This window comes from Kocuria sp. CPCC 205235, from assembly GCF_040980905.1.
Lineage (GTDB): Bacteria > Actinomycetota > Actinomycetes > Actinomycetales > Micrococcaceae > Kocuria > Kocuria carniphila.
Window position 1 is genome coordinate 1 of the sequence record NZ_JAVKPR010000024.1, and the last position, 14,337, is coordinate 14,337.

The 14,337-nt window shown below is 63.6% G+C and carries 17 protein-coding genes; 9 read left to right on the plus strand and 8 right to left on the minus strand.

Annotation, left to right across the window (positions count from 1 at the left end; translation table 11 throughout):
- On the plus strand, window positions 1-682 hold a 682-nt coding region (locus tag RF638_RS13320), incomplete at its 5' end, for an amino acid permease (protein WP_368842217.1).
- A 52-nt stretch (window positions 683-734) separates the two neighbouring features.
- A complete protein-coding gene (locus RF638_RS13325; protein WP_095796394.1) occupies window positions 735-1,589 on the plus strand; it encodes a D-hexose-6-phosphate mutarotase in 855 nt (284 codons plus the stop codon).
- 113 nt (window positions 1,590-1,702) lie between these two features.
- On the opposite strand, the gene RF638_RS13330 is transcribed toward RF638_RS13325, so the two are convergent.
- Both RF638_RS13330 and RF638_RS13335 read right to left on the minus strand, forming a co-directional pair.
- Entirely contained in the window at window positions 1,703-3,250 is a 1,548-nt protein-coding gene (locus tag RF638_RS13330; protein WP_095796395.1) for a sodium:alanine symporter family protein, read from the minus strand.
- 190 nt (window positions 3,251-3,440) lie between these two features.
- Entirely contained in the window at window positions 3,441-3,836 is a 396-nt protein-coding gene (locus RF638_RS13335) for a hypothetical protein (RefSeq protein WP_368842218.1), read from the minus strand.
- Window positions 3,837-4,045: 209 nt separating this feature from the next.
- Between RF638_RS13335 and RF638_RS13340 the strand changes: the two genes are divergently transcribed.
- The 3 genes from RF638_RS13340 to RF638_RS13350 all read left to right on the plus strand — a co-directional run bounded on the left by RF638_RS13340 (window position 4,046) and on the right by RF638_RS13350 (window position 7,657).
- A complete protein-coding gene (locus RF638_RS13340; RefSeq protein ID WP_095796396.1) occupies window positions 4,046-4,822 on the plus strand; it encodes a type 1 glutamine amidotransferase domain-containing protein in 777 nt (258 codons plus the stop codon).
- A 185-nt stretch (window positions 4,823-5,007) separates the two neighbouring features.
- On the plus strand, window positions 5,008-5,760 hold the full coding sequence (locus RF638_RS13345) for an SDR family NAD(P)-dependent oxidoreductase (RefSeq protein WP_095796397.1): 753 nt from the start codon (window positions 5,008-5,010) through the stop codon (window positions 5,758-5,760).
- A gap of 256 nt (window positions 5,761-6,016) precedes the next feature.
- A complete protein-coding gene (locus tag RF638_RS13350; RefSeq protein WP_368842219.1) occupies window positions 6,017-7,657 on the plus strand; it encodes a DEAD/DEAH box helicase in 1,641 nt (546 codons plus the stop codon).
- Between the two features lie 100 nt (window positions 7,658-7,757).
- Here the strand turns inward: RF638_RS13350 and RF638_RS13355 are convergent, their stop codons facing one another.
- Together RF638_RS13355 and RF638_RS13360 are read right to left on the minus strand one after the other, a co-directional pair.
- Window positions 7,758-8,426: an HAD family phosphatase gene (locus tag RF638_RS13355; RefSeq protein ID WP_095796399.1), complete on the minus strand. Its 669-nt coding sequence runs from the start codon at window positions 8,424-8,426 to the stop codon at window positions 7,758-7,760.
- Between the two features lie 96 nt (window positions 8,427-8,522).
- Entirely contained in the window at window positions 8,523-8,852 is a 330-nt protein-coding gene (locus RF638_RS13360) for a type II toxin-antitoxin system PemK/MazF family toxin (protein ID WP_368629495.1), read from the minus strand.
- Between the two features lie 417 nt (window positions 8,853-9,269).
- Here RF638_RS13360 and RF638_RS13365 point away from each other — a divergent pair, with 417 nt between their 5' ends.
- From RF638_RS13365 to RF638_RS13380, 4 genes are all read left to right on the plus strand, one after another.
- Window positions 9,270-9,878, plus strand: a complete 609-nt coding sequence (locus RF638_RS13365) for a hypothetical protein (RefSeq protein ID WP_216823136.1) — start codon at window positions 9,270-9,272, stop codon at window positions 9,876-9,878.
- A complete protein-coding gene (locus tag RF638_RS13370) occupies window positions 9,875-10,438 on the plus strand; it encodes a GNAT family N-acetyltransferase (RefSeq protein ID WP_165189173.1) in 564 nt (187 codons plus the stop codon). The genes RF638_RS13365 and RF638_RS13370 overlap by 4 nt, the downstream gene beginning before the upstream one ends.
- Window positions 10,422-11,021, plus strand: a complete 600-nt coding sequence (locus RF638_RS13375; RefSeq protein WP_259916499.1) for a DNA-3-methyladenine glycosylase I — start codon at window positions 10,422-10,424, stop codon at window positions 11,019-11,021. Before RF638_RS13370 ends, RF638_RS13375 begins: the two co-directional genes overlap by 17 nt.
- A gap of 99 nt (window positions 11,022-11,120) precedes the next feature.
- Entirely contained in the window at window positions 11,121-11,903 is a 783-nt protein-coding gene (locus RF638_RS13380; protein ID WP_368842221.1) for a glucose 1-dehydrogenase, read from the plus strand.
- Window positions 11,904-11,996: 93 nt separating this feature from the next.
- On the opposite strand, the gene RF638_RS13385 is transcribed toward RF638_RS13380, so the two are convergent.
- From RF638_RS13385 to RF638_RS13400, 4 genes are all read right to left on the minus strand, one after another.
- Window positions 11,997-12,230, minus strand: a complete 234-nt coding sequence (locus RF638_RS13385; RefSeq protein ID WP_095796403.1) for a hypothetical protein — start codon at window positions 12,228-12,230, stop codon at window positions 11,997-11,999.
- A gap of 165 nt (window positions 12,231-12,395) precedes the next feature.
- Complete coding sequence (locus RF638_RS13390; protein WP_095796404.1) at window positions 12,396-13,031, minus strand: DUF3618 domain-containing protein; 636 nt, start codon at window positions 13,029-13,031, stop codon at window positions 12,396-12,398.
- Complete coding sequence (locus RF638_RS13395) at window positions 13,028-13,498, minus strand: phage holin family protein (RefSeq protein WP_259916508.1); 471 nt, start codon at window positions 13,496-13,498, stop codon at window positions 13,028-13,030. Before RF638_RS13395 ends, RF638_RS13390 begins: the two co-directional genes overlap by 4 nt.
- On the minus strand, window positions 13,495-14,208 hold the full coding sequence (locus tag RF638_RS13400; protein WP_129699585.1) for a hypothetical protein: 714 nt from the start codon (window positions 14,206-14,208) through the stop codon (window positions 13,495-13,497). Before RF638_RS13400 ends, RF638_RS13395 begins: the two co-directional genes overlap by 4 nt.
- Between the last annotated feature and the right edge of the window lie 129 nt (window positions 14,209-14,337).

Here is a 14,337-nt window from a genome sequence, read left to right on the forward strand (position 1 = left end):
ACTACATCGCCCGCAGCCTGCTCGAGGCCGGCGGCTTCAGACCGCAACTACACCCTCGATTGTGAAGAGCCTGTTTTCCTTGGTAGGGCTGGCCGGTGCCGCGTCCGTGGTGAACTTCGTGTTGCTGACGTCCGCAATGTCCTCCGCCAACGCCGGGGTGTTCTCCACATCCCGCATGATGTTCGGCCTCTCCGCGGAGGGCAGCGCGCCCCGTTTCTTCCGTCGCCTGAGCAAGGCGGGAGTACCCGCCCGCGCGCTCGGGTTCACGGCGCTCGTGCTGTTGCTGACCATCCCCGTGCTCTACGCGGGTGACTCGATCATCGAGGCCTTCACCCTGATCACCACCGTGGCCGCCCAGCTGTTCATGTTCGTGTGGTCCATGATCCTGGTGTCCTACATTTGCTATCGCCGTAAGCACCCGCAGCGCCATGCCGCCTCCGAATACAAGATGCCCGGCGGGCTGTTCATGTGCGCCGCGGTGCTCGCCTTCTTCGCGTTCGTGGTCTGGACGCTCACCACCGAGCCGGAAACCGCGGCCGGCCTGGTGTCCCTGCCCATCTGGTTGGGCGGACTGGGTATCGCTTGGGCCTTCGTGCGCCGCACGGCAACCCACAAGCAGGCCTTCCAGTGGTTCAAGGCCGAGATGGAGAAGCCGGTCGATCACGCCGAACTCGAGCGGTAATGTGTCGGTTCCGCTGAGCCGCCCAGGGCTGACCAGTGCCTAAGCTGGAGGCATGACTCGACTTCCCGCGCCTCTGACCCTTTTCTGCCCGTCCGGTTCCGGCACGGTGCGCACCTATGGCGCGCACGTGATGTCCTGGGCGCCCACCGGTTTTGATCCGGTGTTGTGGGTTTCGTCCCAGGCCAAGGACAGCGTGGGAGATGCAATCCGCGGTGGTGTGCCCATCTGCTTCCCGTGGTTCGGCCCCGGCCGCTCCGGCGATATGAAGCCCGCTCACGGTTTCGCGCGCATCGCTGAGTGGAAGCTCGCGGACAGGATTCGCAACTACGACGACGCCGCTGCTGCCACCGCGCGCTTCATCCTCACCCACGAGGACATCGACCGGCAGCTGCGCGGCGCGTTCCCGCACAAGTTCCGCGCCGTCTACACCGTGGATTTCGGCGCCAAGCTGACCATGTCGCTGACCGTGACGAACACCGGCTCCACCGCGTTCGAGTTCGAAGAAGCCCTGCACACTTACTTGTCGGTGGGCGACTCCCAGCGGATTGCCATCGAGGGGCTGGAGGGCGCCCGCTACTTCGACAAAGTTTCCCAGCAGGAACAGTCACAGTCGGGACCCATCACCATCACGGACGAGACCGACCGCGTTTACTACTCCGAGGACACCGTCCAGGTCAAAGACCCCGCGATGGCCCGCACGATTACCGTGGCCAAGGAAGGCTCGGCCAACACCGTGGTGTGGAATCCGTGGACCGAGAAGTCCAAGGCCATGGACGACTTCGCCGATGACGAGTGGCAGTCCATGGTGTGCGTCGAGACCGCCAACGTTCTCGACAACGCCGTGCGATTGGACGCCGGTGCGTCCCACACCATGACCCAGCGTCTTTCGGTGGGCCGCGGGGCCTAGATCCCAGAACCGCTGCAGACGCGGAGACGACAGTGGCGGGTGCCCGGGGTCATCCCCGGGCACCCGCCACTGTCACCGGGCTTGGCATTTTCCCGGGCCGTTACGTGGGATCACTACTTCGTGGGCGAGGCAGCATCCGGGCGCTTGGGGGTGTGTGCAGAGTCGTTCGCCTGGACGATCGACATGGAACCGGTTTCGGACAGCGCGGGCTGCTCCGAGGTCAGGTCCACGGTGTGGTCGATCTGCGCGTCCAAGGCGCCTGGGTGCTCACCCATGAACCGGTCGATCTCTTCGGTGGTCGCGGTGAAGTGGGGATCGTGCTTGAGGTAGAGCCGGGTTTCGCGCACCACCAGGCCGGACAGGATCACCAGTCCGATCAGGTTGGGGATGGCCATGAGCCCGTTCATGATGTCCGAGAAGGACCAGACCAGGGTCAGGGGAGCCAGGGCGCCCAGTCCGGCGGCGATCGAGAAGAGCACGCGGTAGATGGCCGCAGCCTTGTAACCCGCCAGACGTTCCATGTTGCGCTCGCCGTAATAGGCCCAGCCGAGCACGGTGGAGTACCCCAAGAGCACCAAGCAAATCGTCACCACAATGCCGCCCCATTCACCGGGCAGGCCGGTGGAGAAGGCGATGGAAGTCATTGTGCCCGGATCTCCCTGGTCCCACACGCCTGTGGTGAGGATGACGAAACCGGTGATCGAGATGACCACCAGGGTGTCCACAAAGGTCTGGGTCATGGAGACCAGGCCCTGGCGCACCGGGTGGTTGGTTTGCGCCACGGATGCCGCAATCGAGGCGGTACCCATGCCGGATTCGTTGGAGAACAGCGATCGGGCTGCGCCCATCTGGATGGCCATCATGATCGTGGAGCCCACGAAGCCACCGGTGGCTCCCATAGGGGTGAACGCTCCGGTGAAAATCAAACGGAAGGCTTCGGGGATGCCCTGGAAATTGACGCCGATGATGTACAGACCGGAGACGATGTACAGCACGATCATCAGCGGCACCATCAACGTGGTGACCTTGGCGATCGAGCGAATGCCGCCCAACAGCGCCAGACCGGTAGCAATGGCGAGCACTACAGCAGTAAGAACGGGAGGAACAGAGAACGTATGTTCCAAGTTGCTTGCAATGGCGTTGCCCTGGGTCATGTTGCCGATACCGAAGGTCGCCACCACGCAGCACACTGCGAACATGAGGGACAAAAAGCGCCCGAACTTATTGGGAATACCGCGCACCAGGTAAACCTGCGGTCCACCGGTGAGCTGACCGGCCGAGTCGCGCGTGCGGAATCGGACACCCAGGAAGCACTCCGCGTACTTGGAAGCCATGCCGAACAGGGCGGTGATCCACATCCAGAACAACGCACCCGGGCCGCCGATGAAGATCGCGGCTGCGACGCCCACAATGTTGCCGGTGCCCACGGTTGCGGCCAGTGCGGTGGACATGGCCGCGAACGAGGAGATCTCGCCTTTTTCGCCGTTCTGCTTGGAGCGTCGTCCGAAGCCCAGGCTCATGGCCTTGCCGAACAGCACGAATTGAATGCCGCGCAGTCGGATGGTCAGGAAGACGCCCACTCCCAGGAGCAGGGGGATCAGAAGCCAAGGCCCCCAGATCACATCTCGGATGGCGTCCATTACTGATTGCAGCGTGTCCATGGGGGTCGCGGCTTTCCTCGAGGGGGTCAACGAATTGTCAGTTAACGTACCAGCGAGTCACCTGTGACTTACCGCTCATCTGACGGCGAGTCCGCTTAAGACGGGAGCGTTACGGTCTGGGGCTTTAAACGGCGACGACGCCGCAGCGTCTCGCTGCGGCGTCGTCGTACGTTCCGAATAGGAAAGGAGCCTACTTCTGGACCACCAGGGCTGCACCAATGGCGGCCATGAAGGCGTCCTTGGACAGGGTCATGCCGGACTCGGAGGGGCGGATGCCGTCGTCCTGGGTCATCTCTTGGTTGCGGAAGTACATGGTGAGCAGGCCTGCGGAGAATGCCAGCAGACCGGCGCCTGCCAGGCGCTTGGAGACGAACGGGGTCACGAGCATGGCGCCGATGGCCAGTTCCGAACCTGCGATGAACTTGCCGAAGGTCTCGGAATCCCAGTCCGCGAACTGGGGCACGCCGGTCGCGGCGAACTGCTTGAGGCCCTCTGCGGACTCTTTGTCCAGGCTCAGCTTGCCGTAACCGGACTGCAGCAGGAATGCGCCGGGTACGGCGCGGAGGATGGCGTTGGAAATGCGCACGTCAATGCCCTTTCGGTGGGAAAGCACGGGCGATCTACAGGACCCGCGTGAATTGTCGGTTTCATGCTAACAGCGGATGTATGTGATGTGTCAACAGTTGCTGCGGCAAGGTGCCGTCAGCGAACGGCGCTGGAAGCACACTGGCCACCCTGCCTAGGGTGAACTCGTTCACGAGCGCGCAGCATGTGCGCCGGGCGAAAGGAGCATACATGGATATTGGAACCATGAAGAAGGTTCTGTTGGTACTGACCAGCCATGACACCTTGGGCGACACCGGAGAGGCCACGGGCTACTTCGTGGGTGAGGCGGCACACCCCTGGAAGGTGTTCCGCGACGCCGGATACTTCGTGGACTTCGCGTCCATCGAGGGTGGCCAGCCGCCACAGGACGGGCTGGATGAGGAAGACCCCATTCAGGTGGAGTTCACCACCGACGAGACCGTTAAAGCATCCCTCTACAACACCCCCAAGATCGCCGTGGTGGATCCCTCGCAGTACCACGCCGTGTTCCTGGTGGGCGGCCACGGAACCATGTGGGACTTCACCGGCAACAAGAATCTGCAGAAGCTGATCGCGACCGTGTACGACAGCGGCGGTGTGGTCGGCGCGGTCTGCCACGGTCCTTCCGGCCTGGTGGACGTGGAGCTCGCCAACGGTATCGGTCTGCTGTCCGGCCGCAAGGTAGCAGCGTTCACCAACGCGGAGGAAGAAGAAGTGGGCAAGACCAAGGTGGTTCCCTACCTGCTCCAGGACAAGCTCGAAGAGCAGGGTGCCACGGTCAAGGTCGCCGATAACTGGGAAGACAACGTGCAGGTGGACGACCACCTGGTCACGGGCCAGAACCCGCAGTCCGCCGGCAGCGTGGCCAAGGAAATGACCAAGCTCCTCACCGAGGTAGTGCTCGAGGAAAAGGCCGAAGAAGAAAAAGCCTCCGAAGAACTGCGTGCCGAGAAGGACGCGGAGAAGGCGGCCGACGAAGTGGACTGACTCCTCAGCTATCAGCAACTGATCACCACGGGTGAGCAGTGAGAACCAGCGGAAGCGGCCCGGGATTCCCAGGCCGCTTCCGCTGTCTGCGAGACCGGCCAACAACACAGGAGCATCCCTGGCATTTGTGCGCGAAAACACTAAGACTTGAAGGGAGAAAGTGATCCCGAAGAGAAGGAGTGGATATGTCTGAGTTCAGCGGGCGCGTGGCATTGGTGACCGGAGCGGCGTCGGGAATCGGTGAGGCGATTGCCAAGGATCTGGCCAGGCGCGGTGCCAAGGTCGTGGTGACCGACATCGATTCGACCGGTATCGACAACGTGGTCCAGGCCATCATGGCCGCCGGTGGTGACGCCGCAGGTATTCGCCAGGACGTCTCCAAGCGCGAGGATGCGCAGGCGTCCGTGGACTTTGCCGTGCAGACCTACGGTGGCTTGCACTACGCCGTCAACAATGCGGGTGTGGGCGGCCAGGTCGAGGCCTTGGGCGAGACCGATATGGACGCGTGGGACCGCACCGTGGCCATCGACCTCAACGGTGTTGCGTACGGCATGGCCGCCGAACTTCCGGTGATCGAGCAGCATGGCGGTGGGGCCATCGTGAACATCGGCTCGATCCACTCGACCGTGGCCACCGGTGTCGGAAACAGCGCGTACACCGCCGCCAAGCACGGCGTGGTGGGCCTGACCAAGCAGACCGCCGTGGACTACGGACAGCGCGGAGTGCGCATCAACGCGGTGGGTCCGGCGTACATCGAAACCCCGTTGCTCGCGAACCTCCCTGCCGGTGCCAAGGAAGCATTGATCAACGCCCACCCCATGGGTCGTCTGGGCACCTCGGAAGAGGTCGCGCAGCTGACCACGTTCTTGCTGTCGGAGGGCGCATCCTTCATGACCGGCGGCTACTACCTGGTGGACGGTGGCTACACGGCCATCTGATCCGTCGCGTCTCTGAAACGTGCGGCCCGGAGCCTGGAAAAGGTCCGGGCCGCACGCCTGTTCCCAGTCAGTGGTGAGTGGGCCTGTGGCATGCGTCCTAACCCGCCAGTAGGTGACGTGTGTACACTGGCTAAGTTCCCTCGTGCATTTCACGAGGTTGGCGCGCCGGTCCAAGGCGCGCAGTTCGCGCCCCAGATTTGGCTTATGGCGCGTGCGCGCGGAATCGTTTCGCGTGGACCAACCTGAAAGACTTTCCTTGTCTACTAATTTCGTAAACCTCGGCGTGCCCGAGGTCCTTTCGGCTGACCTTGCCCGTACCGGCATCACCGAAGCCTTCCCCATTCAAGAAAAAACCCTTCCCGATTCGCTGGCCGGCCGGGACGTCCTGGGCCGTGGTCGCACAGGCTCCGGCAAGACCGTGGCCTTCGCGTTGCCGCTCGTGGCTCGCCTGGCTGGCATGGTCGACGACGCCGCTCGCGCACCTCGTCGCGCCAACCGCCCCACCGGGCTGGTGCTGGCTCCCACCCGCGAGCTAGCAACCCAGATCGACCGCACCGTGGCCCCGCTGGCCAAGGCCGCCGGCCTGAGTACCACCGTGATCTTCGGCGGTGTGTCCCAGAAGCGCCAGGAGCAGGAACTCGCCAAGGGCGTTGACATCGTGGTGGCTTGCCCGGGCCGCCTGGATGACCTGCTCAAACAAGGCGTTCTGACCCTGGATGAGATCCGCGTGACGGTCCTCGACGAGGCCGATCACATGGCCGACATGGGCTTCTTGCCCGTGGTCACCCGAATCCTGTCCCGCACGCCCAAAGGAAGCCAGCGTCTGCTGTTCTCCGCAACCTTGGACAATGGCGTGGACACCCTGGTCAAGAAGTTCCTGAGCAATCCCGTGTTGCACTCGGCGGACGTTGCCAAGGCAGCGGTGACCACCATGGATCACCACGTGCTGGTCGTGAACAACGACGACAAGCAGGCGCTCATCGAGACCCTGGCCTCCGGTACCGGTCGCCGCGTGATGTTCACGCGCACCAAGTACCGCGCCAAGAAGATGGCCAAGAAGCTCAACCAGTCGGGTATCCCCGCGGTCGACTTGCAGGGCAACCTGTCGCAGAACGCTCGTGACCGCAACCTGGCCGCGTTCTCCGAGGGCGAGGTGCGCGTGCTCGTGGCCACTGACGTGGCCGCCCGCGGCGTGCACGTTGATTACGTGGAGTTGGTCGTTCACATCGACCCGCCCGCCGAGCACAAGTCCTACCTGCACCGCTCCGGTCGTACGGCTCGCGCCGGCGCTTCCGGTTCCGTGATCACCATTTCCACGACCGAAGAGCGCGGCGACGTGGACAAGCTCATGCAGAAGGCCGGCGTACGCGCTCGCATTGACGCCGTATCTCCCGGTTCCGAGATCGTCGCGGACCTGGTGGGCGAGCGCGCCGAGCGCGTTGCCTACCAGCCCGCGCCCCAGTCCGGTAACGGTGGCGGCCAGGGCGGCCGTGGTTCCAAGCCGCGCTCGGGTGGTCGTTCCGGTGGCCGTAACGACGCCGCTCGCTCCGGCGGCCGCAATGGTGGCCGTTCCGGCTCAGGCCGTTCCCGCTCCGAGCGAGACGGTTCCCCTCGCGGCGGTGAGGCTCGCACCGAGGGCAAGCGTTCCGGTGGTACCCGTTCGGGCGGTGCGCGCAGCAACGTGTCCCGTTCCGACGCCGCCGGTTCCGGCAACCGTCGCTTCGGCGGCAAGTCGCAGGGTTCCGGTTCGGCATCGGGCGCTCGCAGCGACAAGCCTCGCGGTGAGCGCAGCGGCTCCGGCCAGCGTTCGCACTCGTCCGGTCAGACTCCGGATCGCGCAACCGCCGCGGCACAGCGCCGTCGTCGGGCGAATCGCCAGGACCAGGGCACCCGCTAAACTCGGGCACTGATCAAGTAGGGCGGCCAGTTTCGATCGAAACTGGCCGCCCTACTTTCTGTCGTCTGAAAGTGCTGTTCAGCTATTCAGCGCGTGAGCGTCACGGCTTGAGCATCCTCAGGAAGTCCAGGGTGAGCTCCGAGTGGTTGGGAACGTGCACCACACCGGGCTGGGGTGGGATCTCCTGTTCGCCCGGGACCGCCACGGTGATGATGCCTGCGGCAACGCCGGATTGTGCGCCCGAGGGGGAATCCTCGATGACCACGCAGTCCTGCGGCTCCACACCCAGGCGCTTGGCGGCCTGGAGGTAGGCGTCCGGATCAGGCTTGGGCTTCACACCCGCGGCGACCTCTTGGTCACCGATGATCACCTGAAAAAGGTTGTCCGGCGCGATCGATGCCGTGTACTTGGCGACGTCCGTGGTCGCATTGGTAACGATCGCCGCGGGGATCCCGGCCTCCGCGAGGTCTTTGAGCAGCGGCTCGACGCCCGCGATAAAGCCCGGAGGGTTCTCTTCGAGGATCTTCTCGAGCACGGTGTAGAACTCCTGGAACACCTGGTCCAGGTCACCGGGAACACCGAGCTCGCTGAGGCGCTCGACCGTCTTGGCGATGGGCTTGCCCAGGGTCGCGTCCGTATCGGCCTGGGTCCATTCCCCGCCGTGCGTTGCCGCCAACTGCTCCTTGCCCTGGGCCCACAGGGGCTCGGTGTCCACCAGGGTTCCGTCGTGGTCGAAAAGTACTGCGCGAGGGAATGAAGTAGCGGTCATAGTGTCACTGTACTGGCCGCATCTGACACCAAAGTGGGCGTGACTGGCGCCAAGATAGGGCGACAGCTGGTCTTCGTGAGGTGGGCGCTAGGATACTCAGCCGCTTGGGGACAGCCCGAGGGCTGCCATCAGTCCGGGTGCGATGAGATTCATGGTTCGGGGGCTCAGTGCCCCTGCGGGTTCAGCTTGGTTGAGATCTTCATCCCAGAGTTCCGTCAAGGAATCGCATACGATCCATCCGTGAATGCTCTCGCCCGCGGGGAGGGCGATAACTGTCGGAAGGTTCGCATGGCGGTTTGTCGTGGTCACGCGAACCGCAAGCGCGGTGTCGAAGTTTCTATTTCGAGGATTGTGAGAGACGACGACCCACATTTTCGAGCCCACGGTCTGATCCAGTGTCGCTTCCCAAATTTGCCCCCGGAGCATCCGGGTCACTGGGGGCCCGCTGTGCCGCGAGGCCGTTGGGTAGCCCGCTTGCGTCGACTATCCCGGGAGTCTTGGATTTCCACTGCGATTTGGGCGTACTGAAGGTCCATATGGAACTCGCGAATTCGCTGGAAGCCCATTTCAACAACCGCATGAAGAAGGGCCGCATCGGATGACTTTTCGGAGACGTTACCGGGGAGGGTCTCAAGTACCTCGGGCGCTCGTCTGAGAGCCTCAAGATCTGCTTCGTCCCGATCTGAGAGGGGGAGGGATAGACGCCGGGTCTTTTGTGGGGATGACATGCATCAATCTTTGCAGCATAAATTGAATCACTCAAGAGCGGTGGGGCCGTAATTCACCTTGTTGTCTGGGCAGGGAGGTCGCAATCTTCGATGGCGGCGCACTTACGATGAAGACATGAGCACCTACGAAATGCATCCCCGCGAATTGCACCGATCCGGTTCTGCATGGCGACGCGCGTTGCCGGGGATGATGTCCACGGTGGCCATGGTGTTGGTGATCTGGGTCGTCTTCGGGCGGATCCTCGTGGATGCACTGGGGTCGCTCGTGTGGGTTTACGCCTTCGCGTTGGGACTTCCGCTCATGGTGCTGCACACGGTGGCCGCGGTGCTGTTCAGCAAGGACGCCAAGTTCTACCCCTCCCAAGCGGTCACCCAGCGCGCGGGTCTCACGGCGATTGGTTCATGGATCGTCACCGCGCTCTTCGGATTCTTCCTCCCGGACTCCACGCCGGACGGTCCAGAATCCGTGTTCACCGCCCTGACCGGCCCGGACATGTTGGGCATCTCCTATGGTTTCGCCAATACCTTCGGTGTGATTTCCATGGCCATGGCGGTCGCCCTGGTGCTGCTGGCGCTCACCGATCTCCGTAACACCCGGCGGGCCATGAGCGGAGAACCGCTCAGCGAGGACGAGCTGCTTGATCGTATGGAGGCCCAGCACGCCCGTGGTGAGTCTGGACAGGAAGGCGGCGCAGCGGCGTCGTCGGAATCGAACCTGCAGTGACGCGACCCCTGAAGACGGCGCGACTGATCTTGCGACCCTACTCGGTCGACGACGCCGCGTTCGTCCAGGACCTCTATTCGCGCGCGGACGTGCAGCGATACCTGGGCGACGGTGCGCAACGCGTGCGGACTCCGGAGGCCGCGCGAGCCAAGATCGCGGCGTGGAACGAGCGCTACGTGGCCGATCCGGTGCAGGGGTTGTGGGCGGTGTGCCTGGCGGACGGAACCATGACGGGGTCTCTGCTGCTCAAACCCATTCCCGACAGCGGTACCAAGGCGGAGCGGGACATCGAAATCGGCTGGCATTTCCACCCCGACCACTGGGGCCGCGGTTACGCAACCGAAGCAGCGCGGGTGGTCCTGGAGCACGCTTTCGCGGCCGGTCTCGATCGCGTAGTGGCCGTGACCAATCCGGCCAACAAGCCATCCCAAGCGGTGTGCCTGCGACTGGGCATGACGCACCTGGGGCTGAGCGAGGCTTATTACGACGCCGCCTGCGAACTTTTCGAGCTCACGGCACCGGCCGTGGGGAAGGGGCACTCGCGTGGCGAGCAATCCTGATCTGGTCATCGGCGAGGACGGGCTCGCGCGGCCCGTGTGGGCCGCCAAGGACCCGTTGCTGCGCGACTACTACGACACCGAGTGGGGCATGCCAGTCCGGGACGAGACCGGGATGTTCGAACGGGTGACGCTAGAGGCGTTCCAGGCCGGGCTGTCGTGGCACACGGTCCTGGCCAAGCGACCGGCCTTCCGGGAAGTGTTCAAGAACTTCGACCCGGGCATCGTGGCGGAGTTCGGCCAAGCGGACGTGGACAGACTGTTGGAGGACGCCCGCATCATCCGGAACCGACAGAAGATCGTCGCGGCCATCAACAACGCCAAGGCCACGGTGGCCCTGCGGGAGGACGGAGGACTGGTGGATCTGGTGTGGTCGTTCAAACCCGCCGACACTCCGCGACCCGAGACGTTCGCGCAGGTCCCGACCGTCTCCAACGAGTCCAAGGCCTTGTCCAAGGAACTCAAGAAACGTGGATTCTCGTTCGTCGGGCCGACCACCATGTTCGCTTTGATGGAAGCGATCGGCATGGTGGACACCCACCTCCTGGGTAGTCACCGGCGAGGGACCTCCGGGGTGTGGGCCTGACACTTAAGGAAGCGTTCGTGTCTGATCGATACGGTGGAACGGAAGGCGCTGATCCGCGCCCCATCGCCACCAGCTTCTCCGGCTAGGAAAGGACATCACATGGCTCGTTTCACCGACAAAGTAGTGATCATCACCGGCGCAGCATCCGGCCTGGGCCTGGAATCCGCCGTTCGCATCGGCTCCGAGGGCGCCAACCTGGTCCTCGTGGACCTCAAGGAAGACGCACTGGAAGCCGCCAAGGAGCTGGTCCTCGAAACCGCCCCCGAGGCCAAAATCCTGACCGTGGCCGCCGACGTCTCCGACGAAGCCCAGGTCCAGAAATACGTGGACGCCACCGTCAACGAGTTCGGTAAGATCGACGGGTTCTTCAACAACGCCGGAATCGAAGGGCGGCAGAACCTCACCGAAGATTTCGGCGCCGATGAATTCTCCAAGGTGCTCTCCGTCAACCTCAACGGCGTGTTCTACGGAATGGCGGCCGTCCTGAAGGTGATGCGTGAGCAGGGTTACGGTTCCGTGCTGAAGTGCGCGTCCGCGGGCGGCATCCGCGGCGTGGGCAACCAGTCCGGTTACTCCGCCTCCAAGCACGGCGTGGTGGGCCTGACCCGCAACTCGGCGGTCGAGTACGGCCAGTACGGCATCACCATCAATGCCATTGCTCCGGGTGCCATCATGACCGCTATGGTCGAGGCGTCCCTCAAGCAGATGGACCCCGAGAACTGGGAGGAAGCGGGCATGCAGTTTGTATCCGTGAACCCGTTCAAGCGGTTCGGCAAGCCTGAAGAGGTAGCCTCGGTGGTCGCGTTCTTCCTGTCCGGCGAGGCTCCGTTCGTCAACGGCACGGTACTGCCCATCGACGGCGGGCAGTCCGCCAAGTACTGACGGTTGCGGCGGCATCGGCCCGCTCGCCGACGCCGCTCACAAGACTGCCCCGCGAATCTCAAGGATTCGCGGGGCAGATTCCGTTCTCGGGATTTATTGGCCGCGGCGGCGCAGGTAGGTGTGGCCGTTGGCGTCCTTGACCATCTCGAAGTCGTCCTGGAGGTTCTGGTACCAGTCCTTGGCCTCGTCACTCATTTCGGTATTGCCGCGCAGATTCATGGAGCTGCGGTTGGCCGGGCCCACGAAGCGCATCACGAAATTGTCGAAGCGACGGAACCGGCTCGGTTTGCGCGGAGTGGGCTGCTCGGACGGGGAATCGCTGGCCACGGTGGGTCCCTTCGGAAACGGCGGGCGAGGTGTCGGAATGCGGCACCGGTGACGGACACTATCTACTGTCCAGCTTAAGGCACTAAGTGAGATGGTGGGGACGCGTCGAGGGCCCCTGACCGTTTCCGATCAGGGGCCCTCGACATCATGCACAACCGTCAGGCATCAGGCCTGTTGGGTGTTGTCCTTGACGTTCTTGGCGGAATTCTGAGCCGAGCCCTTGAGCTGGTCTGCTTCACGCTGACCCTGGGACTTGACCTCTTCAGCACCGGACTGTGCGGTCTCCTTGACGGACTGCGCGGCTTCCTTGGCCGGCTCCTTCAGGTCCTGCGCGATATCCTGTGCGGCTTCCTTGGTGGAGTCCACGGCGCTCTGGACGTGCGGCTGAACGCGGTCCGCGGCATCGGCCACGAGTTCCTGTTCCTTCTTGCTCGAAGGCAGGAGCGAACCGACCAGCCAGCCGGCACCGAGGGCAATCAGGCCGGCGGCCAGCGGGTTGCCCCGGGTCTTCGCCTTGGCTGCGGCCGGAGCATTGCTGACGGCGTTGCCTGCCTGATCCATGCGGTAGGAGGCCTCGTCGCGCAGATCGTGGGCGGCGTGGTGGCCGGCGACACGGGCGTCGTCCGCGGAACCCATGATGGATTCACGCACACCCTGGATCTTGTTGCGGGCCTTGTTCTTCTGGCGATCCACGACGTTTTCGGGGGTCACCTTTTCGGTGACGGCGTCCACGTCTGCGCTCAGGCGAGCACGGGTAGCTTCGATCTCGGCGCGGATTTCTTCGGGGTTCTGCTGGCTCATCGGGTCTCCTTGGAAGGCTTCACGGTATCCGGGATTTCGCTGACGGTTTCGCGGGTTCTCGGCAGCGGATCGCGAGTGGCGTGAGCCATCTTCCGCTTGCCCTGGTCGAGATTCTTCTTGCCCACTACGGCGAGGACCGCAGCGATGATCGCCCAGAGGACCGCGACGATCAACGCGGACCAGCCCAGGCCCATCACGTTGCCCAGGCCCCACATGAGTGCGAGGGACAAGAACAAGAGGACGAAGTGGCCGGCGACACCGGCACCGCCCAGGATGCCCGCGCCCTTACCGGCGTCTTTGGCTGAATCCTTGGCTTTTTCGACGGACTGAGTTGTCTCCGCCTTGGCCAGCGCAATTTCCTGCTGGATCAAGGTGGTCAGGTTGGTACTCAGTGACTTGAACATCTCACCGAGCGACTCGTGCTCCGCCCGCTGCTCAGGCTCTGACGGTGGAATGGGGTGGCTCATCGACGCTCACCGTGCTCTCCGGGGTAAACGGAACCGGGAACCTGGTCGGTGTAGGTGCGGGGAGCCTGACCCTGTGCGTCAGCGTGGTAGGCGTAGGTCTCGTCCGCAGCGGGAGTGCCGTAGACGCGCGGCTGATTGACGGCAGCGGCGTTGTTGCTGTTGCCGATCTCGTCGCTGTCCTTGGCACTGCGAGTTGCGCGGCCGGCCAGCAGGCCGATGCCCGCGGCGATCGCCAGGAAGGTACCGGGACGGCGAGCGGCGAAACGGCGAACGTCGCCGAGCAGATCCTCAGCGTTCTTGTTCTCGAGGGAGGAAGCAAACGAATCAACGGTGCCGGAGACATTGCCGAGCAGACCGGATACGTAGTCGGTTTCGGGCTTCTTGCCCTGAGAAATGGCGTTGACCTCGTCGCTCACGGAGCGCGCGGTGGACGCGAGACGCTCCTGCTGCGGGCCCACGTAGCTCTGCAGGTCGTCCTTGAGCTGGCCCAGGAGATCCTTGGCCTGGTGTGCGGCTTCGTCCTTGGCGGCTACGGCCTGGTCCTTGGCCGTCTCCTTCACTCGGCGGCCGGATCCGGCTGCCTCGTTCTTGAGCTGCTGACCTTCGGCCTTGCTGGATTCTGCCGCGATGTCCTTCTTGGAAGGCACTTCGGTGGAACCCTGGGTGTTGGCCTTCTGGCCGCCCGGACGCTGGTTGTTCTTGTTGCTCATAGTGGCACCTTTCATACAACACATGGTCGACTTGATAAGGGTACAGATCTTTTCCCAACAAATAAGGTTGCGTATTAACTTTTCCGCTGTCAGCACCGAACCTGGGGTGCGGGGTCATGGGCATCACAT

Bases quoted from the DNA above. Each gene is read 5' to 3' on its own strand.
- RF638_RS13325 (WP_095796394.1), top strand. From the start codon at position 735: ATGACTCGACTTCCCGCGCCTCTGACCCTTTTCTGCCCGTCCGGTTCC.
- RF638_RS13330 (WP_095796395.1), bottom strand. From the start codon at position 3,250: ATGGACACGCTGCAATCAGTAATGGACGCCATCCGAGATGTGATCTGG.
- RF638_RS13340 (WP_095796396.1), top strand. From the start codon at position 4,046: ATGGATATTGGAACCATGAAGAAGGTTCTGTTGGTACTGACCAGCCAT.
- RF638_RS13345 (WP_095796397.1), top strand. From the start codon at position 5,008: ATGTCTGAGTTCAGCGGGCGCGTGGCATTGGTGACCGGAGCGGCGTCG.
- RF638_RS13355 (WP_095796399.1), bottom strand. From the start codon at position 8,426: ATGACCGCTACTTCATTCCCTCGCGCAGTACTTTTCGACCACGACGGA.
- RF638_RS13360 (WP_368629495.1), bottom strand. From the start codon at position 8,852: ATGCTCCGGGGGCAAATTTGGGAAGCGACACTGGATCAGACCGTGGGC.
- RF638_RS13365 (WP_216823136.1), top strand. From the start codon at position 9,270: ATGAGCACCTACGAAATGCATCCCCGCGAATTGCACCGATCCGGTTCT.
- RF638_RS13380 (WP_368842221.1), top strand. From the start codon at position 11,121: ATGGCTCGTTTCACCGACAAAGTAGTGATCATCACCGGCGCAGCATCC.
- RF638_RS13390 (WP_095796404.1), bottom strand. From the start codon at position 13,031: ATGAGCCAGCAGAACCCCGAAGAAATCCGCGCCGAGATCGAAGCTACC.
- RF638_RS13395 (WP_259916508.1), bottom strand. From the start codon at position 13,498: ATGAGCCACCCCATTCCACCGTCAGAGCCTGAGCAGCGGGCGGAGCAC.
- RF638_RS13400 (WP_129699585.1), bottom strand. From the start codon at position 14,208: ATGAGCAACAAGAACAACCAGCGTCCGGGCGGCCAGAAGGCCAACACC.